Raw genomic sequence first — 22639 nt, forward strand, 5'->3', positions numbered from 1 at the left:
TTATAAAATCTATTATATTACTTTATATAAAAATATTATGTTCGTGGAAAAGGCTTTTGTAAATTTCTGTCTATTTTATTATATTCCGTTCTCTGTCATTCACAATTTTTTCCATTTTCCAAATCCTGATTTTTTTAAAATTAATGTTGAAAATATGGCACTTCCTGAATTTCTTCAATATTTGTATAAATCTTTTCATTTTTTTCCGCAATCGGATACAACTACTATATTATTTTTATTTCTCGTTTCTATAAGTACTCTTTTTATTTTATCAAAGCTTCTGCTTATTTTCATCAAGACAAGATTATCATTATTTTCTATTTCTTTAGAAAAATCCGTTTTTTTATTTACAGATATTATTTTCAAATCTTCATCGCTTATTATTAAAGGAATGTTCAGCCTGGCAGCTATACTGTTAAATGAACTTATTCCGGCAATAGTTTCCACTTCCACATCATTTTCTATATGCTCAAGAATATAAGTATATGTACTATAAGTCATAGGATCTCATATTGTTAGAAAAGCTACATTTTTACCTTCAGAGAGTAATTTATTTATTATGTCCGCATTATTTTTTCTTGATATTTTCCTTGCTTCCAAGTCTTTTACCATTGGAAATTCAAGAAATATTCGTTCCACATCTTCCTTTACATAATCCATCACTATACTAAAAACCGTACTTCCCTCTCCACTTTTAGCTTCAGGAAGAATTATCACATCTATGTCATTAAGCTTTTTAAATGCTTTTATCGTCATATTTTCGGGATCTCCGATTCCTGCCCCTATACCATAAAATTTCCCTTTCTTACTTCTCATTTTTCACCTTTTATGATGATGTCTAAATTATTTTATTTTTTATAAATTTTATTCGTAATATATATATGCTGTTTTAAAGATTATTTTCTAATTTTTCCTATTTACTGCTTTTTATAAATATATATTCTCCGAATGTTTCATTCAGTTGTAAATCAGAATTTTCTTTATTTTCCTTTTCCAAAATCTGTTTTTAAAAATATCAAATTTTGAAATATAAGTTTCATTTAGGTAACTATAAAACAAATTTGTGCCTACTTTACAATAATTTTTATTTTCATTATAATTAATTAAATATTATAAGGAGGTATTTCCGATGATTGATTTTAATAAATTTTTGAAAAACAATTTATACGGTGTTATGGCTACTCTTGATGAAAACAGACCTAAAACAAGGGTGCTTCAATACCTTTTTTCTGACGGAAATAAAATTTATATAGGGACTACAAATTATAAGGAAGTTTATAAACAGCTGAAAGCCTGTCCTTACGCTTCTTTCTGTTCTCACGATAAAGAGTATTCTTTTATACTTTCCGTAAACGGAAAAGTTACTTTCATTGACGATCTTTCCCTAAAAACTAAGGCCATGGAAGAATATCCCGCTATTAAAGCTATTTATAAAACTCCTGACAATCCTGTCTTTGAGATTTTCTATATTGATGTCGAGGAAGTCAAGACCTTTGATTTTTCAACGGGTGTCAGTGAAAAATACGTAATACAATAGTATTTTCCCCTATTTTTTTGAAGAGAAGTAAGCCCATTATATTTTCTGTGTTTTGTCAGACTTGCTTCTCTTCAGTATTGTCCCGTATTTTTCCAATCCATTATCATTCAAAGTTTTTATTATTACATTTAAAAATGTTCAAATAAATAATTTTATTTTTATTTCCTATTTTACTGAAATAAAATCGGATTTGCTTCTCTTATGAGGTTTAGATATTCTTTTTTCAGTTCAAAAAAATCTTTTTCTACTTTGTCGGGAATATCCACATGAACAACGTAGTTTTCCCTTTAGGCCCGTAACCTTTTTCATCATCTCCAAATCTCGGTATTTCTCCCATGAGTAAGTTTATATATCTTTCCATATTCCACATTCCTGAAATGTTTTCTTTAAAAGACAGCTCACCTTTTTCAACTACTATAACTAAATATAGCATATAATTTATTATTTCGGCATCGATTGTATATTTTTTGAACCCTGTTTCGATACGATGTTACATTATAGCATCCTTTACTAATATAAATTAGATTTATAGTCGATGTTCCTTTCTTCCCGAAATTATATTTTTAGGATATATTTTAGTTATTTCAATCTTTCAGAAAAAATACATCTGTAGTTGTATTTTTTAATTCTTCCATTATAAAATTTAACATTATTCATTTCTCTTTTCTTATAAGACCAGTTAAAATCTTTATAATATTTTTATTGATAAAACGAATAATTTTTTATATATTTAGCTCTTATCAATTAGAATTTATAAAAAATTTAAATTTAATGTTTTTATCATTTACAACTTATAGAATTTATAAAAACTAAGATTTATTCTTTAATAACATTAAGATTTATTCCCATTTAAGTTTATTTTAAGATTTTTATCTGTTCTAGCCTTAATTAATTTCAATATATGCACTTCAGTCATTTATAAAATTTTAATAACTTAAATATTATAATTAAATGCCAACAAAAATTTCCACAATATTCCTTATTTTCTCTAACACTGTTTCTTTTTTCTTTTCTCGTGCACCATGTCTACGTGATGTTGCAGGAATTATACTGTCTAACTCATCTCCCGCATACTCCACATATCCTTTTCCAATTGCTTTTTCTATAAAACGTTTTGAATTTTCTTTTAATTTTTCTTCTTCTACCAAATAATTAATTTTATTCATTTTTTCCTTTTTTGCAAAACTATAAAATGTCTCAAGAATATCATCAGTAGTTTTTAATTCCGATAATCTTGTTTTATTAATAAAATCTATAATTAATTCTTCTTTTGCTCTGGTTCCAAGGCTTGTTCTAATAACTCTACGAACTTCAGCTTTCAAACTGTCCATATCATCATTTTCTTTAGATTTTTCAAGAATTAAAGCTAAAATATAGTCCAAATTTATTTCATCTGTTTTTAGCAAATCAATTTGAAATTCAACATCAGAAAAATCAATATTTTCTCCATCTGTTACTTCATTTCGTTTTGAATTTAGAATATTTTCTCTGATATCAACATATACACTTTTCATATCTTGCATTTGTCTGTCAGAAATAATTTTTTCAAAATTTTCAAATTCATCAAAATTTCTAAGTATATTTTCTGCTTTTAATACTTCACCAAAAAGCTCTACAAATTCTTTTTTATCTGCTTCAAGCTCTATTTCAGTCGGTTCCGGAAATTTAGCAATAATTTCATTACATATATCTACATATCCTTTAATTGTTTTCCCGGTTTCTTCATCAGTAAAACCATGAATATATTCTTCATAACTTTTTTCCAAAATTATATTTACACTGTTTTCATCACCAAAAGTTTTAATTGCATTTTGTGTCGCTTTTTCCAAATCCCTGAAACAAACAATATTACCAAAAGTTTTAACCTTATTCAATATACGATTAGTCCTTGAAAAAGCTTGAATAAGACCGTGAAATCTTAAATTTTTATCAACAAATAAAGTATTTAATGTAGGTGCATCAAAACCGGTTAAAAACATGCCGACAACAATAAGTAAATCAACTTCTTTGTTTTTTACTTTCAATGATAAATTTTTATAATAATTTTGAAATTCATTACCATTGATTGAAAAATTTGTTTTAAAGTAATTATTATAATCTTTAATTACCTTAGTTAAAAATTCTTTTGCAGTAGAATCCATAGCAGATACATCAAAATTTTCTTCTGATATTTCTCCAATAATTGACTGTTCTTCATTTGCAGTAAAACTGTATATAGTAGCAATTTTTAATCTTTTTTCTTCTGGCAAGGATTCCTGTTGTTTCTGAAACTCTTCATAATATAGTTTTGCCGCCTCAACACTTTGTACTGCAAACATAGCATTAAAGCCGTTTAATCTTCTATGCTTTAAATCGTAAAACTCATTTCTATGTGTCTTAGTATCAAAAACTTTTAAAATGTGCTTTGTAATTTCAGTTATACGTTCAGGATGTAAAAGCATTTTGCTTTCTAATTTAGCTAATTTTTTTTCATCATCTTCTTTTTCTGCTGACTTAAATTTAGGAGTAATATTATTGTAATCCACCTTAAATTTTAAAACTTTTCCATCACGAATAGCATCTGTTATTACATAACTGTGAAGCTGTGCTCCGAATATTCCTGATGTAGTTTCTCCACCAAGAGAGTTTTCCGGGAAAATTGGTGTTCCTGTAAAACCAAATTGATAATATTTTTTAAAAGATTTTCTGATATTTTTTTGTGCATCTCCAAATTGTGAACGATGGCATTCATCAAAAATAAGTACACAATGCTTGTCATAAATTTCATGATTGGAATTTTTCTTTATAAACTCATTCAATTTTTGAATAGTTGTAACTACAATTCTGTTATCATCTTTTTCAATACATCTTTTAAGTTCTTTTGTATCTTTACTTCCATTCACACTGTCCGGCTGAAATCTTTGATATTCTTTCATAGTTTGATAGTCTAAATCTTTTCTATCTACCACAAAAAATACTTTATCTATAAAATTAAGCTCTGTTGCTAATCTTGCAGCTTTAAATGAAGTAAGTGTTTTTCCTGAACCTGTTGTATGCCAAATAAAACCACCTGCTTCTGTTTTTCCTGCTTTTTTTGCTTCATAGCTTGAGTTTATCTTCCATAAAATTCTTTCTGTTGCTGCTATTTGATAAGGTCTCATAATAAGCAGTATATTATTTACATCAAAAACACAGTATTTTGTAAGTACTTCAAGAATAACACGCTTTTCAAAAAATGTCTTTGTAAAATCTTCTAAATCATGAATAACCTTATTTTTAGCATCCGCCCATTCACAAGTAAATTCATAATTATTTTTATTTTGTGCTGTTGTATTTGCAAAATATCTTGTATAAGTGCCATTGGAAATAACAAAAATCTGCACATACTTATATAGAGAATTTTCACTATTGAAGCTCTCTTTACTATATCTATGAATTTGATTAAAAGCCTCATGAAGATTTACACCTCGTTTTTTTAATTCAATATGAACTAATGGCAATCCATTAACTAAAATTGTTACATCATAGCGATTGTAACTGCTTCCTTTCTGACTAACTTGATTTATAACTTGTAAAGAATTATTATGAATATTTTTCTTATCAATAATTTTTATGTTTTTTAAATGTCCGTCATCAAAAATAAAATCATAGATATGATTCTCTTGGATTTTTCGTGTTTTTTCAATCATACCATCATTTGGAGTATCTAAATATTCCAATAAAAATCTATTCCATTCTTCGGCTGAAAAAGAAATTCCATTTAACTTTTCAATTTGTGTCTTTAAATTTGTATATAAATCATCATTAGATTTTACAATAAGTCTCTCATATCCTTGAGAAATTAAATTATCAATCATATTTCTTTCAAGTTCGGCTTCACTTTGATAAGATGCTTCTCTAATACTGTTGTTTTTTTCAAAGTTTGCTAAAATAATTCCATTGGTCATTTCAGCTATTGTAGATGTGGTGTACTGTATTCTTTCTTCTGACATTTAAGTTACTCCTTCCATTTAATATTTTGCATATATTTTAAATTTTTTACAATTTTTCTTATATATTAATTATTTTTAGAAAAATCTAATAACTTTTCTCTATAATATTCATATTGTTTTTCTCTTAATTCTATTTCTTTTGGTAACCCCTTTGTTAAATCATTGATTAAAATATCAAATTTATCTAAGATTTTAGAAACATATTTTTGCACTTCTTTTGAAATAATAGGTACAGGTAAAGATTTTATAATATTTGTGTTAAGATTGCTAACAGACGAACTATTTATTTTATTTCTCCAGTATTTTTCCACTTTTGAAGAAACTAAATAATAGTATAAAAAATCACTATCTAAAGTATTTTCATAATTACTAATTGATGCCCAACCATCATGAATAGCCCCTATTATATCCAAAATATACGGACGACCATAACTCATTGAGTTTGACATTACAAAGTCTCCCTTTTTCAAAATTCTTGATTTTTTTGCACCCTCTTGAGTTATTTTTTGTTCTGTTTGCTTTATATACTTAGAATTTTTAGAAACATCACCTATTTTTATCCAAGGTATCCCTTCATGACTATCAGTTAAATATTTATTTATAGGTCTTGGAGAGGCTCCTCTTGTAATTATTGATACTTCTCCCAATGTTTTCCATTCAACTTTATTAAATAATTCAACCTCCACAATCGCCGCAGCCTCTTTTAAAATACTAAAGAACTTAGTATCTATTATAAGGCAGGCAGGCAGGCAGGCAGGCAGGCTACCATATTTTTCATCAAATGTCAAGAGTTTTTCTCTATAAAATTCATATTGTTTTTGTCTTTGTTCAATTTCTTGTGGCAATAAACCTTGTGTATCAGAAAGCAAAGATTGGAATTTATCTAAAATTTCTACAACTTTATTTTGAATTAAAATTGGTGGCAAATATAATTTTATATTTTTAACCATATCAGTTGTCAATGATGGTATACCAGTATGTATATGATTAATTTTGCTATTTTGCAAAAAATAATATAAATATTTAATGGCAATATCTTGTTTAGGTAATAGACAAAGCAATCTGACAATTGGATAGTATGGTTCTTCTCTCAAGCATACATAACCTATTGTACCTCTTGCTGAAACTGTTACACTTGGCTTATCTACCCTAATTTGATTTGTGTATCCATATAATGCCTTTTCAGCGATACCATTGCTATAAATAGGAATAGAGAACTCTTTTGTTTTTGTCTTAGAAAAATTATTCTTAGGTACATCTCCCCCCACCATTATATCTACTATTTCTCCAAGTGTAACTATCCTTAATTCATATTTTTTATCTTCCAATCTATCTAATTTTTTACTCAATTTATTTAAATTTTCTTCACTCAAAAGCATATCTCTATAATAAGAATACTGTTTAGTACGAGCTTGTAATTCAGCTTGTAATTCAGTAACATAATTTGTAAATTTGTCAAGTATTTTTACAATTTTTTCTTGAGTTTCTATGCTAGGGATTGGAATTTCCAAACTTTCTAAAGTTGTTTTTGAAATACTTGGAATCCCTGCTCCCTCTTTTTTATCTTGAAGTTTTTCTTGATTCATTTTCAAAAAATGATAAATGTATCTATTCAAAACTGTATCTTTAGGATTTATAGCAAATGCATGTGCCCCTAACCAAAATTTATTTTCTATAAAATTTATAAACCCCGCTGAAGCTCCCCCCTGTGAAATAGTTATAGTATTGGCACTTTGATTATACACTTCTACATATCCAGAAGGAGTAATTCCTCCATTTATAACAGGATATTTACCATCTTCCAACATATCCCTTTTGTTAAATTGTTTTCCTTTAACAATATCACAAACTTCCCCCAACTTTTTCCACTCAACTTTTTCATTTTTTATCATATCCATTATTTTAGACATTCTTATTTGCTCCTTTAATTTTTGATTAAAGTTTTTATTTTTTCTTACTATTTTCTTTTGCAATTCTTTCAATATTTTTAATTTCTTCTAAATAATCTCTTTCTACTTGGGTTAAATTTTTTTCTCTGAATTTTTTATATTCACTTTTAACTTTTTCTGACATCTCTTGATTTGTAATTTTACCATTCCCTTGTAAAATATCTTCTCCAACAGCTTTTAAGATTTTATCAACATGTTCTACCCAATCTTTCATGTACATAACAATTTCTTTTTCTGCTTGTCTTTCCGCAAATTCTAAATAACCAGAAACTAAATTATTTAAACTTTTTAATTCTTTTTCATTTAAATAGTTTTTTGCTATTTTTGCTTCTTTTAAAGTTGGAAGCTCTCCTTTAAAAGTTTTAAGCCCCATAAAATCCTTTTCACTATTTACACGATTATATACAAGTTCACTTGCAGTATTATGATGAATTGCATAGTGCATTTTATTTTGCACAGTTGCAAAAAAATATTTTGCTTCATCACTATTTTTATTATAATCTATACTTGTTGCAAATAAATCTAAAACCTGTCTATAAAAAACTTTTTCACTTGAACGAATATCACGAATACGCTCTAGTAATTCTTTAAAATACTTTCCTCCACCATTTTCTTTTAATCTTTCATCATCCATAGCAAAGCCTTTTATTAAGTATTCTTTTAAAACTGTGCTTGCATAATTTCTAAATTGCATTCCTCTTGGTGAACGAACACGATAACCTATTGCTAATATCATATCTAAGTTATAAAATTTTATTTTATTAGTTTGTGTTTTCCCCATTATTGCACCATGTTGAGTGGTATGCAACTGATAGTTGCATACCACTTTTTCTTCTAATTCTCCATCTTCAAGTATTGTTTTTATATGCTTAGTTATATTTTGTCTTGTTGTTTGAAAAAGTTCTGCTATTTCCAATTGACTAAGCCAAATTGTTCCATCAAGTAAATGAAGTTCTACTCTGCTATTTCCATCTTCTGTATTATATATAATAATATCATTTTTCATCAGCTTAACTCCTTTACTATCTCATTAATAGAAGCTCTTAGTTCATTAATTCTTAAAACAGTTTCTTCAATCTCCTTATTTAATTTTACTATATCAATTATTTCCCTTGTATCTTCTTTTTCTACATAAGTTGATACGGATAAGTTATAATCATTCTCTTCAATTTCTGATTTATCTACATATCTTGAGAAGTATTCTTTATCAGTTCTATTTCTAAATTCCTCAACTATTGCATTTATATTTTTTTCTTCTAAGATATTATTATTTGTTTCTTTCTTAAACTCCTTACTTGCATCTATAAATAAAACTTTATTTTCTGTTTTATTCTTTGCCATTACTAAAATACAAGTTGCTATTGATGTTCCAAAAAATAAATTCTCTGGTAACTGAATAACACAATCAACAAAGTTATTTTCAACTAAATATTTACGAATCGTTTGTTCTGCTCCCTTACGATAAAAAATTCCAGGAAAACATACAATTGCTGCTCTCCCTTTGCTTGATAAATAACTAAGTGAGTGCATTATAAAAGCATAATCAGCATAAGATTTAGGGGCTAATTTTCCTGCCGGAGCAAATCTTTCATCATTAATAAGAGTTGGATCAGCATCTCCTACCCATTTTATTGAGTACGGAGGATTAGAAACAATTGCATCAAAAGGCTTTTCATCTTTGTGTAATGGATTAATTAAAGTATCTCCTCTTTTAATTGAAAAATTATTATAATTTACATTGTGTAAGAACATATTCATACGAGCTAAGTTAAAGTTGGTCATATTAATTTCTTGTCCAAAAAAACCTTCATCTATAATATGTTCATCAAATTGTTTTTTCATTTGTAGGAGCAAAGAACCACTTCCACATGTAGGGTCATATACTTTGTTAATACTTGTTTTTCCATCCATAACAAGCCTTGCCAAAAGCTTTGATACAGTTTGTGGAGTAAAAAATTCTCCTCCTGATTTACCTGCATTACTTGCATAATTTGAAATCAAATATTCGTAAGCATCACCGAAAGCATCAATATCATTATTCTTAAAATTTCCAAAGTTGATTTCCGCTATTCCTGTTAATATATCAGTTAGTCTTCTGTTCTTTTCTGCTACTGTTGCACCTAAACGATTACTGGTTGTATCGATATCTTCAAATAAACCTTTTATATCATCTTCAGAAGCAAAACCGATAGCACTTCCCTCAATTGCTTTAAATATATTTGCCAAATCAGTATTTAGATTCTCATTTTCCTTGGCATCTTTTACAACTCTCTCAAAAAGTTGACTTGGCAAAATGAAAAAACCTTTCTCTTCCACTGTACTTGATCTGAAATCTATTTCAGCTTCTTCATCAGAAATTTTTGCATAATCAAAGTCTGTATATCCTGCTTCATGTTCAGCAGAATTAAAAAATTCAGTCATATTTTCTGATATAAATCTATAAAAAAGAATTCCTAATATGTACTGTTTGAAATCCCATCCATCAACTGCTCCACGAACATCATCGGCAATTGCCCAAATTTTTCTATGGAGCTCTGCTCTTTGATTTATTCCATTATTTTCTTTCAAGTTGTCAGCCATTTTTTCCTCACTTTATAAATTTTTATTAAGTCTTTAATATTTCTTATTTTCATTTTTTCTAGATATTATCTAAAATATCATAGTTAAAAAATATTTGATAAAGTTAATTTCTTTTTTATTGTAACAATAAAGATGAAATTAAAATATTTTTATATTTCATAAAAAATTTGTTTATAAAAATTATACCAATTCGTGTTCCAATTTTTTTCTAAACATAAATTATATAAGTCTTCTTCATTTTGTATACCCTTTTCTGTTATTAACTCATGAGTCTTTTTATTAATAATAAGTCCATTGTCAAGCTCAAGTTGTAAGTCCGGATACAAAGCTACACTTCTTATATGAGAAAATTCGGCAGTTTGAATTTTTAAATTCATACCTGTTAATTCATCAGTCACAATACTATATTTTTTTATTCTTTGATTTTTTAACTTATTTCTTTTATAAGTAAGATCTTCAAAGTATCTCGCTCTCATTACTTCAGCCTTATCAGAGTCTCTTATTAAAAGATACAGTTTTTCAGAATACCTTATATAGTCTCTTCTACGAAAAGTTGTAGCTGAATCAAAAATAATAGAAAGTAAAGAAATAAATTCTGCTCCAGTAATATATTCAGTACCAGTTCTATTAATTGTAGCAAGATAATATTTAACTAAATCTTTTTTTACGCGTAACAAAGTATGCAAATATTTATTACTAATCCATATAATACCTTGTCCGTCAAGTTTTGTTCCATTAATCCAAGCATTTTGTATAGCAGTAGCCCAATTATCATTTAGTTCTCCATAGTCAGTTCCTCTTATATCTCCCTGCAAATCCTTAATTGAAATTAAATTTTTAGAAAGTGCATATTTCATCTAAATCATCCCTTTATACAACTTTTCCAATGCTTGCATAGCTTCAGTTGCTTTTGAATGCTTACATCTATCAGGATGAATAAGTTTTACCATTTCTTTACGCCATTTTTCCGCTATTTTTTTATCACGATAGTAATCATAAGTTATTCCTAAAAAATCAAGTTGTAATTTCCCTTCAAGCTCCACTAAATAAAATATATACTTAGAAATTTCATCTTTAAAATACAGATCTTCTTGTTTATTCAATAAATTTTTATTAGTAATATATTTATCAAATAAGTTTTGCCATGAATTAGCAGTAACTTTTTTATTTAAAATTTCAGATAATTTTTCTTTTGCTTCTTTTAAAGTTGAAAAACTATTTTTCAATTTTTCAACAGAATCAATCATATTAATATCTGTTATTTCTTCTTTTATTAATATGTACTTATCGTATAAAACTTGCCATGAATTAGCAGTAACTTTTTTATTTAAAATTTTAGCTATTTCCTCTTTAGCATTTTTTAAACTTTTAAAAGTAATTTTTAAAAGCTCAACAGAATTAATTTTAGTAATATCTAACATATACATTCCTTTCAAATAATATAATTTATTTTTTATTTCCTTTATATTCATGTGTAAAATTTTTATCGTATAATCTTAACTTTTCATATTCATTTATCCAAAATCTCCAACTAGGATTTAGGCTGTTTTATTAATTCCCACTTTTTTTACTTTTTATTCAATATTTTCAAGAATTACTAAAACTATTTTTTGACCTTCTTAACTTACTTTTTATACGACTATCACAAGTTTTAACATGAGTAAGATAAGAAGTTGAAAGTGTTTTCACAAACTTGTCTATCATATATACAGGTAGAAATATTATCATTGAGGTTTTACTAAACTTTCTTTGGAACCAATGAACCTGCATAGATAATAACATCAGCTTCCTTTGATATTTTTTGTACCTTTATTATAATTAATTCACGGTCTTCGGGATCTGATCATATAAAATTTTTCTCTTCCAAATCTTACTTAAATATCAAGTACTTAAACAAATAATTTAAATATTTTCATAAAAAACTATTTCCACTTTTATCCTGTCAGGATCCTCAAAATACAAAGCATAATGCTCCGGTCCCCCTGCAAAGGGATATTTATTATCATAGAGAAGCCTAACGTTCTCTTTTTTTAGAAACTCTCTCAAATTGTCTATTTCTTCCTTTGAACCGCATTTATACGCAATGTGATTCAATCCTATATTACAACGATTGTATCCATTTTTTATATATTTGTTTTTTGTCTGGACAAAAACAATATAGGAATTTCTATCCCTGTAACTGAAGCCTTCCGGCCATTCCTGATATATGACATATCCCAATCGAGGCAACAGAATATCATAAAATTTTCTTGTCTTTACTATATCGCTTACATATATTTCAATATGACTTATCATAATCTGAATCTCCCTCAGCTTTATTTTTTAACGTCCTAATATTTTTAAATCCGATACACTATTATTTTTTCTTAATCTGTTTTTTCCATTTTACGTTCTTTTCTCTTATTTATATTCTTTCATTTTTATTTAAAATAGATTTTTCAAACAATGGAAAAATACTCATCTGACATCTGAAACCAGACCTTTTCATTACATTATTATTTTATAATTTCTCCTGTCCATGAATTTATACCACCAAAATCAATAACATTCGTATATCCCTTTTTAATAAGCTTTAATACCGCCTGTCTGCTTCTGCTGCCGCTACGACAATAAACCATTATTAACTGATTTTTATCAGGAAGCTCTCTAATTTCACTATCTCCTATTGTATTCAAAGGAATAGAAACAGCATTTGGAATATGCCCTTCCATATATTCGTTTTGCGTTCTTACATCAACAATAATATAGTTTTTTTCATTTGCCATTATCTGTGCCGCTTCTTCCGAAGTTATTTTTCTATATATTTCAGTCGACGAATTTTCTTCGGAAATTTTTACGCTTTTCTTTTTTATAACTGAAAATAACACTACTGTAGTTAACATAAGTATTAATATAGTTATAAACATTATATTTTTTTTCATTTATACTACCTCCTTATAAAACAATCGTAATATTAAGATTTCTTTTTATTTTCTTGCAGAGATTACATAAATGGGATTTTCAGCCGTCATCATATTGAAATCTTTCATTTTTCTATTTTTTGCAATCATTACTTGAGTTATATCCAAATCCCTAAATTCAATTTTTTTTTATACATTCTAACGCCTCAAATGTATTCTCAAGAACTATAAAATTCAGGACTATAATTCTGTTATTTTTTAAATTATTATAAGAATATTTTATAATTTCTTCCAAATTTCCTCCCGAACCTCCGACAAAAATTCTGTCAAACATTATTCCATTAGGTAAATCATAAGGTGCTTTTCCTGAAATTACAGTCATATTTTTTATACCGAATTTTTTCATATTCTGTTTAATAAGGTCGACAGCCTCATTTTTTGTTCTACCGTATAAATATGACCATTTTTTGCAAACCTTGACATTTCTATACTGACGGAACCTGTGCCACCTCCTATATCAAGACATATATCCGTATCCTTTATTTCCATTTTAGAAATACTTATCGCCCTTATTTCTTCTTTTGTCATAGGTACTTTAGTCCTTATAAATTCCTCATCTTTTATATGGTACATTCCGCCCCTAATTTTTTCTTTTAAAATAATCTGTTTGACAGGATTTTTTACCTTCAAACTAAAGTTCCGTATTTTCATTTTTTATATTTTCCAATATGTTTTTCATTTCCTTATAACTTTTTATAAATACAGTTTTTTCCTCATAATTTTTAACTATACTTTTTATATCCTCAAAATTTTCCTTCTGAAATTTATCTGTCCATTTTAAAAGTTCCTTTAAAGATTTTAAAGTTTCCTTTTTCCCTTTTTCCATTTTGAATTTTCTTTTTATAAAACGTTTTATAATATTGAACCTGTATATTTTCCGAGGAAGTTCCAAAATATAAATTATATCTGCCTGCTTAAAACTTTCCATACACCATTTATAATAAACCCCCTCCATTATCCAGATCTTTTCTTTTAAAATTTCCTGAAACAGAGTGTTTCTCTTTTCAGTATTTCTTTTTACTCCGTAAATATCGGAACTGTTTTCCCATTGAAGGTTGTCTAACTCAAAATATTTTATTTTCAGTTTATCCGAAAGCTTTCGGGCAAAATATGTTTTTCCTGTTCCACTTACTCCGATTATACGTATTTTCATTCAAAATCTCCAATTTTCAAAAAATTTCTTATATTCAGGTATGTTATAAAAACTGTTTTATTTCTTTTTTACTCCTTATGAGGATATATTAAACCTATTATAATTTTTTCAGAGCTATTCTTTTACTTTCATAAAGAACACTAAACAGATATATATCGTCTTTTCAGGATAACCGTCATATTCAGGATAATATATAAATCCCAGTTTTTGTGCCAGTTTGAAAGAAGGCATATTATTTCTCTTTGTTAGCACCATTATAGGAATATCGGTAAAAACTTTTTCCGCTTCTTCGATTATTGCACCACACGCTTCAAAAACAAATCCTTTTCTCTGGAATTCGGAACTAATTCTATATGCCAGATTTAATACTTGTATATTATTAAATTTCCTTATAGACAAACCTCCGTAACCTATAAAGAACCTGAAGATAATTCACGAATTATATAATATTCCGTCTCTTTCTCCTTCCAGTCCTTTTTTATCCGGTATTGAAGAGTTTCTTCAGTTTCTTCTATACATTTATCAGGTCCGTGAGGATTAAAAAGATTGACTTCAGGTTTTGAGGTGAGCTCATACAGTTCCTTTAAATCACCCAAAGAGGGTTTGCTTAATTCAAGTCTCGAAGTTTTTATATTTTTCTTCATTTTTTCCTTTATATCCCAATTCTTTCTGAAACCTTAACAGGTATCCGTCAGGATCCTGGCAAAGAAACTGCTTTACTCCTATATACCCTTCATTTTGTCTATACCATTTTTCTTCCATTTCCAAATAAAGATTGTCAGTATTTTTTATTTTTTCATAAATAAAATCAATATCGAATAAATTTATTTCAAAATTAATTCCTCTACCGAAAGGATACCCCAAATTTCCCGTAACCCAATTTTTTGAAATACCTGTTTCTTCAAGCATTATTTCAGCAGCTTCATTTCTTATATATGCAAATTTTTCTTCTTTTCTCTCATAAACTATCTCAAAGCCACATATATCTACATAAAATCTCAAACTTTTTTCTATATCCGAAACCAAAAGCTCAGGTACTAAAGCAGGTTGAAATATTTTTTTACTCATAATTCACCTTTCTTTTCCGATTTTTTTAATATTTTTTCTATTGAGGCCGTACTAAATTATTTTATCCCTTTCCTTTCGGGATACCTTTCCTAAATACAGTTTATTACTTATTCCTCTATTTTCTTATATGAGCTTTGTATTTTTCTTTCATTTTTTAATTTCAATAAGATTTACAGTAAAGACTGTTAAATTTTTTTGTAAATTTTTTCAAAAGGCACACGGAAACGTTCTCCCCATACTCCTGTTTCTTCATCTCTTATACCGCAAGCTATTATCATATTGATTTCAGTATTAAAGGGAAGTTGCAAAATTTTTTTTACACGTCTGCTGTCAAATCCTTCCATAGGACAGGTATCATAATTCTGTTCCGCCATTGCCAGCATAAATGTTTGAGCTGCAAGAGCACAGCTTTTATGTACTGTTACCCTTATATCATTTTCAGATACTTCCCTCATCATAGGACGGAAAATTCCTGTTGATAGTGCAATAAACTTTCTTAACAGTCCTAACATACCGAAAAATCTTCCATAGATTAAAGGTATTATTTTTCCATAATAAATTTCCCAATTTTTAATATGTTTTTCATATTTTTCAGGAGAACCGTTTCTTTTTACATTTTCCCTCTCAAATGCCAGTGCATCTTTTGCCCTTTCTATGTACAAATCTTGTCTAGTAACAAAAACAACCATTTCCTGGGCAGTTTTTGCAGCACTCTGATTCAGACAGGCTATTGATAAGTTTTTCAGAACTTCTCTATCTGTAATATGTAAGCATTCCCACAATTGCATATTTGAGCTTGTAGGAGCGAGCAAAGCCAGTTCCAGACATTGACGTACTTTTTCACTGTCTATTCTTCTATTACTGTCGTAAGTTCTGACAGAACGTCTATATTCCAATATTTCTTTCAATCCCTTCATTCTGTTTCCTCCCTGAACTGTTTTATATTGTTTTCTTCTGTTTACAAAATTGATTTCTATATAAAGGTTTAATAATCCGACTATTAAATCATATATAGATTATGTTTATTTTCTTTAAAGCGGAATAGTTTTCTTCCCTTCTTTTTTTCAGTTCAAATCAGTTCAAATTTTCATATTAAAATATAATATTTTTTAACTGAAATCAGTATAAATCCGGAGTTTTCTATAATTTTTCCGCTTCCTTTTTCACCGTATTTTCAAGAGTTTTTAAATCTTTTTTTGCTTTTTCCACATCATATGTCTTTATTTTCTTATTTTCCATAATTATTTTTCCGTTTATAATAGTTGTTTTTACATCTCCCGGAAGCATTGAATAAACAATTGCCGAATAATAATCATATATAGGTTGCATATTTAAAGACTTCGTATCAATTATTATTATATCCGCCAATTTTCCTTCTTCAAGAGAACCTATTACGTCTTCCATATGAAGAGCTTTCGCTCCTCCTATTGTCGCCATTTCCACTACTTTGTAAGGAGGCATTGCCGCTCTGTTCTTGCTGTTAAGCTTATGAACTTTGGCAACATAGCCTAATTGACTTACAAGATCGAGAGTATTTCCACTCATAGGACCGTCCGTTCCTAAGCCTACTCTTAATCCTTCATCAAACATTTTTAATGCAGGAGATACCCCTTTTGCCGATTTTATATTAGCAACCATATTGTGAGCAATTCCCACATTTCTTTCTTTCAATATTTTTATATCACTGTCATTTACAAATATTACATGTCCGGCCACTACCTTATCAGTTAAAAATCCTATGGAATCAAGATATTCTATGACCGTTTTATTATATTTCTCCTTTATCTGCTTAACTTCATTTTCGGTTTCGGCAATATGCATTAATACTGGCACATTATATTTTTTAGAAAGTTCCGTAACTTTTTTCAGATATTCCTCCTCAACTGTATAAGGAGCATGAGGAGCAAATGCAGGTGTTACGAGCTGACTATTTTTATACTGCTTTATAAACTTTTCAGCATATTCTATTCCTCCATAAGGTTCTTTTGCATCCGCAACCGGATTTTTTATTACCGTTTCCCCAAGTACTCCACGCATTCCTATAAGCTCGGCAGCTTTTGCCACTTCATCTTCAAAATAATACATATCCGCAAAAGTTGTCGTTCCTGTACTTATCATTTCCAATATTCCGTATATTGCCCCTTTATACACAAGTTCTCTACTTACAAGTTTATTTTCAAGAGGGAAAATGTATCTTCTGAGTCTGTCAGGCACATCATCTGCCAATGATCTGAAAGGAACCATTGAAACATGAGTATGCGTATTTATAAAACCGGGCATTACTATATCTTTAGCAGCATCTATCACTTTCTTCCCTTTATATTTTGAAAGTAACTTTTCATTTCCTATAGCTTTAATTTTACTGTTTTTTATAACTATAACTCCATTTTCTATAACTTCTTTCTTTTCATTCATAGTCAGAATCGTGGCATTTTTAATAAGAATATCCACATTTTCTCCGAAAACTGTAATTCCCATCACTAAACTCAAAATCAGTAAAATAAACATTTTTTTCATAAAAATCATCCTCTCCGTTATATTATTTTTTATTTCTGTTATTTAACTTCCGAAATTTTGTTCCGATTCCGATAAAATAAAAATTTTCTTTTATTTCCTGTTTCCTTTCCACATGATCTCCTACAATCTTTTCCTTCCGCTATTTTCCAAATATTTAATTATATTTTTCTTCTTTTCGGTTCAGGTAATTTTTCATACATATCTTCAAATAATTTTATTAAAAGTTTCTCATCTCCGATATTGTCAAAATCAATAAGCAACATTTTATTTGCCCCTTCATAAGGTATTTCATAAATTGCGTCAGGCATATGCTTTAAAATTGCTTTAACAGACTTTATAAGAAACCTGTTATCATAAATCCCACCTATAACTTTTTCCCGATAATAAATAATATACTCTCCCATCATTTTCCTATATGAGATTTCTTCAACTCCTGAAAGTTTTTCTAAAATATGATTCAGATATTCTTTACTTGATGCCATTAAAATATCTCCTCCTATTTTTAATGCTCTAATGCTTTTTCATCACACTTAAAAAATGTATGTTTCATTCCGATAATTAATATTAATCAACGTCCTGTCGAAATAAATTCAATATTATTCTCGAAACACCATTTCATTATACTGTCATATAATAAATCATAATCTTCATATACGGTTGACGGACGTAAAAGTGGGAACTCTTTCAAATAGGGAGGAAGATTACCCAAAATAAACATATATTTTTCCTCCTTACTGTGAATTATCATTTTTCTATCATTGAACAAACTGTAAAGAGTTGCTTCTTTCCGTGTCATTTCTATCCTGTTTACATCATATTTGGAAAAATTCGTATTGTCTACACTTATATCTTTGCTTTTTACAATAATGTATTCAGGTGTATATTTTTCTATTCTCTTTTTTAGAAAAAATAAAAAGACGATCACAGGAACAAATATTCCTATTATAAAATATCCGAATATTATTAAAAAGAAATATAGGATTAAAAAGAAATATGGGCGAAATGCCTCAAATATCATAAAAATCATTATTAATGAAACGGCAAGTATACCAAAGACAAATATTATAGTTATAATCCATACTTTTTTTATACGTTGGGAAACCATTTTCTGTCCGCCGACAAAAAATTTTCCTGAAGTTTTTTCAGTATCAAATATTTCTCCGTTTTTAAAATCATCATTTTTTGAACTTATATATTTGTACTTTTCCATTGCTACTGTAAGTCCATTACACTGATCTGCAGACAGCCAGTTACATTTAATATTTTTCTTTATTCCGTTTTCTTTAAAATAAAGGTTTCTTTTAAGGTAATAACCTTTCCGTGTCTTTTTCGGCTTCATTTCCAGATATACTTTATTTTTTTTAATATCCAATCTGTATTTTTCTTTAAAGAAACTGTGATAAATGAGTAGCCCGTTTTCCAGTACGATTTTTTTTCCTGAATTATAAACTGCTCCTCCTATTATAGAAAATGTAGCCGTTATAAAAAATAATTTATTTATTTCTATCAAAGAAGTATCTGTCACTCTTCCTGTAGCAACTTTGAAAATAAATAATATTAATGAAACTGAAAGCATAGACAGCATTACTGACACGATAAAATATTGAATTATAAGCCATATATGTGTAAAAAGCTTAGTTTTATATATTTTTTTCATTTTAAAATCCCCTGATTTTCATATTTTTGTAACATTTTCTCATTTCCCGTATATACAAATTTAAGAGCTCTTCAAAATTATCTACTTTCTACTTTTATTTTTCATATTTTTTTGACTTTATTTGACTTTAGAAATTTCATATTCAGAAATAAATTTTTCAATTTCATCAAAATCATATGAAAACAGTATTTTTTTTCTATCCTCTTCTGTTAAAAAACCTTCTACAACCATTGTGTCGTACATATTTTTCAAATTATCGTAATATCCATTTATATTGAATAAAATACACGGCTTTATATTCTGTCCTATTTTTGCCCACGAAATAACTTCTGAAATTTCTTCCAATGTTCCCGGTCCTCCGGGCAATGCAACATATACTTCTCCCCTTTCAATCATTATTTTTTTGCGTTCCGTCATAGTATTTACTGTTATAAATTCCGTTAAAGATTGATGTGCCGCTTCCTTTTCCTTTAAAAAGACAGGCATTACTCCAACTGCTTTACATCCGCCTTTCAGAACAATATCTGCAATAATTCCCATAAGTCCCGATTTTCCACCCCCGTAAATAAGGGAGTAATTATTTTTAACAATCCAATTCCCAAAATTTTCAGCAGATTTTTTATAAATTTCACTGTTTCCTGAATTTGCTCCGCAATAAACTGTAATATTCATTTTTTAACCTTTCAATTTTAAATTCTATATATGCTTCTTTTTCCAAATTCCGTTAATATGTAAAAACTTATCTAAAAAGTATTACTACATTCATTTCGAATTTTTCTTCATGATCTTTCAACTCTTCAGCTTTAAACTTGTAAATTTTCTCATTAGGATAGGAAAGGTTTTCTCCTATATAAACCGTTGTTTCTCCTAAGGCATTTTCAGTAAAAATCCGGGCTATTTTCCGAAGAGTATTGTTTTTATCGGTAAGTAATCCCACTTTACGGTATTCTTTCAGTTTTTTTATATAATCCAGTTCTTTCCCATGAACACTTCCTACATAAGCATCATGCCGGTAATCGGATATTCTGGCAAACATATATTGTATGGATAAAATCCCCGGAACTGCCTCAAGTTCTTCAGGAGAATATTTTTTTCTCATAAAAGTGAGCATACTGTAAAATCCTGTATCACCTGATAAAATAAGTAACTGTAATTTAAAAATATTTATATTTTTTATCGAATTTAAAATAATTTTTATCATAAACGTATATTTTAAACTGTGACTTTCCGTTTTTAGCGTTTCTATAAAAGTATAGAAGATTTTCCCGACTTACGGTAGAAATAATCTCCGTTTTTTTTAAGCTCTACAAACTATTCAGAGTATTTCCACTCTGATTTTTTCCTGATTTGCTGCAAATTTAAAACATTATACATTCGGATTTATAATTCTTCCATAAGATATTTAAAAATTCTATATTGGAATAAAATGAAATATGAGGAGGCAAGAAGACTGCCTTTTTTATATCCGCATTTCCACTTTCTTCCGTCATTTTTCGTTAATATTAAAAATGTGCTTTTTTTTCATTAATTTCATTATCTGTAAATATTTCCGAATAATGAAATTCATGACCTTTTGTTTTTATTCCGGTTTCAGTTTCTATGTTTATGTAACCGAATCGATTTATATTAAGTCTGTCTTTCATTGAAATTTCCACATTAATCAGCCCGCAAAATTCCTCTTTTTTCCTGTCGGGAAAACGGAGTCTTTTTGTAAGATATATAAAACCTCCACATTCTCCATATATCTCTACACCTTTTTCATAAGTTTTTCTTATACTTTTTTTCATTGAAAGATTTTGTGAAAGCTCTTCCGCATACAGCTCAGGATATCCGCTTCCAAAATATATAAAATCTGAATTTTTAGGAATATGTTTATCTTTCATAGGACTGAATTTGATTATTTCCGCACCTGAAAATTTTATGAGTTCCATATTCGATTCATAATAAAAAGAAAATGCACTATTTTCAGCTACTGCAATTTTTTTCCCACTGTATCTATCTTCAGTTCTTTTATCGGTTTAAAACTATCCATTTCATCTTCAGGAGAAAATTCACCTGCTATTTCTCTTATTCTTTCAATACCAATACATTTTTCAGCTATTTCTCTGAACAAGTTTATTTTTTCTGTAATTTTTTGGGAATCCTTCATTTCCATTGCCTGCTTGAGCCCAAGATGTCTGCTTTCCACTGAAAGTTTTTCATTTCTCGGAACATATCCTACACATTCTATACTTGTATATTTCTCAATCGCTTCCTTTAGACTTATATACGACTTTTCTGAAGAAACATTATTCAAAATTATATCTTTTATTTTAACATTTTCATCAAGCATTTTAAAGCCTAAAATTTCCGCCGCAATGCCAGTAGAAATACCTTTTGTATTTACAACAAGAATTATAGGAATGTCAAGAACTCCGGATAAATGTGCTGTACTGAAATTATCCTTCGTATGCCCTATTCCGTCATAAAGCCCTATCACTCCTTCGACAATAGCAATATTATGTCCTTTCGAATTTACTTTAAATATGTGCTTTACAGTTCTTTCATCAAACATAAAAATATCAAGATTATGCGATTCATTCCCTGTAAACAACTTATGATATCCCGGATCAATATAATCAGGTCCTACTTTAAAAGGAGCCGTATTTTCATATGAGGACATAAATATACTGCTCACTGTTATTTTTCAGCTTCCGCTTCTTGTTCCTGATATAAGTATTTTTTTCATAATAAGTTACTCTCCCTAAAAATATATAATAGTCCTCTATATCTGTGTAAAAAAAATCAGCTGAAAGCTGAATTTAATACACGCCAAAAGTTCTATAATAAATATTATACCCACATTGTACAACAATATTATACAGAACTAAATCGCCGTTGATTTATTTTTATTGATGTATATTAAATTTTCCCTTCCCAAAAAATTCAAATAAAAACTATTAGGCAAGTCTCCTGACTAACTTCATCCTACTCATACTCTTTCCGAAATTATATTCCAGTGGTCTAATGTATTTTCGTCAGTTTCACAGTAGTGGGGGCTGTATCGGATTTCAACCGATTTCCTTATTAAGTTTAAAAACACCTAAAATTTTACAATTAGTATACTACTTTTTTAGGATTTGTCAAGGAAAAATATTAAAAAATTACACCTTTTATTTCAAAATCAAATGCATTAAAATGTTTTACATTAATACAAATTTCCTTCTCATTTACCTTTTTAATGACATAGTACTAAGAATTTGTTATT

Annotated in this window: 24 protein-coding genes, 2 pseudogenes and 1 riboswitch; of the genes and pseudogenes, 1 reads left to right on the forward strand and 25 read right to left on the reverse strand. The window is 28.3% G+C overall.

The window, feature by feature from the left end:
- Positions 1-99: 99 nt before the first annotated feature.
- Positions 100-816: pseudogene (gene cobI, locus EII29_RS07805) on the reverse strand (precorrin-2 C(20)-methyltransferase).
- A 313-nt stretch (positions 817-1129) separates the two neighbouring features.
- On the opposite strand from cobI, the gene EII29_RS07810 reads away from it, so the two are divergent.
- On the forward strand, positions 1130-1537 hold the full coding sequence (locus tag EII29_RS07810) for a pyridoxamine 5'-phosphate oxidase family protein (protein ID WP_125236974.1): 408 nt from the start codon (positions 1130-1132) through the stop codon (positions 1535-1537).
- A gap of 244 nt (positions 1538-1781) precedes the next feature.
- Here the strand turns inward: EII29_RS07810 and EII29_RS07815 are convergent, their stop codons facing one another.
- From EII29_RS07815 to EII29_RS12870, 24 genes and pseudogenes are all read right to left on the reverse strand, one after another.
- A complete protein-coding gene (locus EII29_RS07815; RefSeq protein WP_125236975.1) occupies positions 1782-1970 on the reverse strand; it encodes a hypothetical protein in 189 nt (62 codons plus the stop codon).
- 514 nt (positions 1971-2484) lie between these two features.
- Positions 2485-5508 carry a type I restriction endonuclease subunit R gene (locus tag EII29_RS07820; protein ID WP_125236976.1) on the reverse strand — a complete coding sequence of 1008 codons (3024 nt, stop codon included), beginning with the start codon at positions 5506-5508 and terminating at the stop codon, positions 2485-2487.
- Between the two features lie 65 nt (positions 5509-5573).
- Entirely contained in the window at positions 5574-7418 is a 1845-nt protein-coding gene (locus tag EII29_RS07825; protein WP_125236977.1) for a restriction endonuclease subunit S, read from the reverse strand.
- Positions 7419-7452: 34 nt separating this feature from the next.
- Complete coding sequence (locus EII29_RS07830; protein ID WP_125236978.1) at positions 7453-8463, reverse strand: virulence RhuM family protein; 1011 nt, start codon at positions 8461-8463, stop codon at positions 7453-7455.
- On the reverse strand, positions 8463-10037 hold the full coding sequence (locus EII29_RS07835; protein WP_125236979.1) for a type I restriction-modification system subunit M: 1575 nt from the start codon (positions 10035-10037) through the stop codon (positions 8463-8465). The genes EII29_RS07830 and EII29_RS07835 overlap by 1 nt, the downstream gene beginning before the upstream one ends.
- A gap of 149 nt (positions 10038-10186) precedes the next feature.
- Complete coding sequence (locus EII29_RS07840) at positions 10187-10894, reverse strand: hypothetical protein (protein WP_125236980.1); 708 nt, start codon at positions 10892-10894, stop codon at positions 10187-10189.
- Positions 10895-11458 (reverse strand): methyltransferase, encoded by a 564-nt coding sequence (locus EII29_RS13175; RefSeq protein WP_125236981.1) that lies wholly within the window; start codon positions 11456-11458, stop codon positions 10895-10897.
- 25 nt (positions 11459-11483) lie between these two features.
- A pseudogene (locus EII29_RS13180) lies at positions 11484-11856 on the reverse strand (hypothetical protein).
- Between the two features lie 83 nt (positions 11857-11939).
- Positions 11940-12332 (reverse strand): VOC family protein, encoded by a 393-nt coding sequence (locus tag EII29_RS07855; RefSeq protein ID WP_125236982.1) that lies wholly within the window; start codon positions 12330-12332, stop codon positions 11940-11942.
- A gap of 200 nt (positions 12333-12532) precedes the next feature.
- Positions 12533-12958 carry a rhodanese-like domain-containing protein gene (locus EII29_RS07860; protein WP_125236983.1) on the reverse strand — a complete coding sequence of 142 codons (426 nt, stop codon included), beginning with the start codon at positions 12956-12958 and terminating at the stop codon, positions 12533-12535.
- A gap of 157 nt (positions 12959-13115) precedes the next feature.
- Positions 13116-13343 carry a hypothetical protein gene (locus EII29_RS12855; protein ID WP_233573286.1) on the reverse strand — a complete coding sequence of 76 codons (228 nt, stop codon included), beginning with the start codon at positions 13341-13343 and terminating at the stop codon, positions 13116-13118.
- Positions 13340-13648 carry a hypothetical protein gene (locus EII29_RS12860; RefSeq protein WP_233573287.1) on the reverse strand — a complete coding sequence of 103 codons (309 nt, stop codon included), beginning with the start codon at positions 13646-13648 and terminating at the stop codon, positions 13340-13342. The genes EII29_RS12855 and EII29_RS12860 overlap by 4 nt, the downstream gene beginning before the upstream one ends.
- Positions 13629-14150, reverse strand: a complete 522-nt coding sequence (locus EII29_RS07870; RefSeq protein WP_125236984.1) for an AAA family ATPase — start codon at positions 14148-14150, stop codon at positions 13629-13631. The genes EII29_RS12860 and EII29_RS07870 overlap by 20 nt, the downstream gene beginning before the upstream one ends.
- Before the next feature lie 114 nt (positions 14151-14264).
- Entirely contained in the window at positions 14265-14549 is a 285-nt protein-coding gene (locus tag EII29_RS07875) for a GNAT family N-acetyltransferase (protein WP_158612493.1), read from the reverse strand.
- Positions 14550-14560: 11 nt separating this feature from the next.
- The gene (locus tag EII29_RS07880) at positions 14561-14794 is read right to left on the reverse strand and encodes a GNAT family N-acetyltransferase (RefSeq protein ID WP_125236986.1); all 234 of its coding nucleotides are present in this window, start codon (positions 14792-14794) and stop codon (positions 14561-14563) included.
- A complete protein-coding gene (locus EII29_RS07885) occupies positions 14763-15218 on the reverse strand; it encodes a VOC family protein (protein WP_125236987.1) in 456 nt (151 codons plus the stop codon). Before EII29_RS07885 ends, EII29_RS07880 begins: the two co-directional genes overlap by 32 nt.
- A 185-nt stretch (positions 15219-15403) precedes the next feature.
- A complete protein-coding gene (locus tag EII29_RS07890) occupies positions 15404-16135 on the reverse strand; it encodes a nitroreductase family protein (protein WP_125236988.1) in 732 nt (243 codons plus the stop codon).
- 223 nt (positions 16136-16358) lie between these two features.
- Positions 16359-17735 (reverse strand): amidohydrolase, encoded by a 1377-nt coding sequence (locus EII29_RS07895; RefSeq protein WP_233573288.1) that lies wholly within the window; start codon positions 17733-17735, stop codon positions 16359-16361.
- Between the two features lie 158 nt (positions 17736-17893).
- Positions 17894-18217 (reverse strand): competence protein TfoX, encoded by a 324-nt coding sequence (locus tag EII29_RS07900; protein ID WP_125236990.1) that lies wholly within the window; start codon positions 18215-18217, stop codon positions 17894-17896.
- Between the two features lie 86 nt (positions 18218-18303).
- Positions 18304-19392, reverse strand: a complete 1089-nt coding sequence (locus tag EII29_RS07905) for a hypothetical protein (RefSeq protein WP_125236991.1) — start codon at positions 19390-19392, stop codon at positions 18304-18306.
- Between the two features lie 117 nt (positions 19393-19509).
- Positions 19510-20064: a TIGR00730 family Rossman fold protein gene (locus tag EII29_RS07910; protein WP_125236992.1), complete on the reverse strand. Its 555-nt coding sequence runs from the start codon at positions 20062-20064 to the stop codon at positions 19510-19512.
- Positions 20065-20131: 67 nt separating this feature from the next.
- Positions 20132-20653, reverse strand: coding sequence for a precorrin-6y C5,15-methyltransferase (decarboxylating) subunit CbiE (gene cbiE, locus EII29_RS07915; protein WP_368665481.1), 522 nt, complete (start codon positions 20651-20653; stop codon positions 20132-20134).
- A 241-nt stretch (positions 20654-20894) separates the two neighbouring features.
- Positions 20895-21323 (reverse strand): hypothetical protein, encoded by a 429-nt coding sequence (locus tag EII29_RS12865; RefSeq protein ID WP_233573289.1) that lies wholly within the window; start codon positions 21321-21323, stop codon positions 20895-20897.
- A gap of 38 nt (positions 21324-21361) precedes the next feature.
- Entirely contained in the window at positions 21362-22069 is a 708-nt protein-coding gene (locus EII29_RS12870; protein WP_233573290.1) for an AAA family ATPase, read from the reverse strand.
- Between the two features lie 247 nt (positions 22070-22316).
- Positions 22317-22493, reverse strand: a riboswitch (cobalamin riboswitch).
- Between the last annotated feature and the right edge of the window lie 146 nt (positions 22494-22639).

The sequence above is a fragment of the Leptotrichia sp. OH3620_COT-345 genome (assembly GCF_003932895.1).
GTDB lineage: Bacteria > Fusobacteriota > Fusobacteriia > Fusobacteriales > Leptotrichiaceae > Pseudoleptotrichia.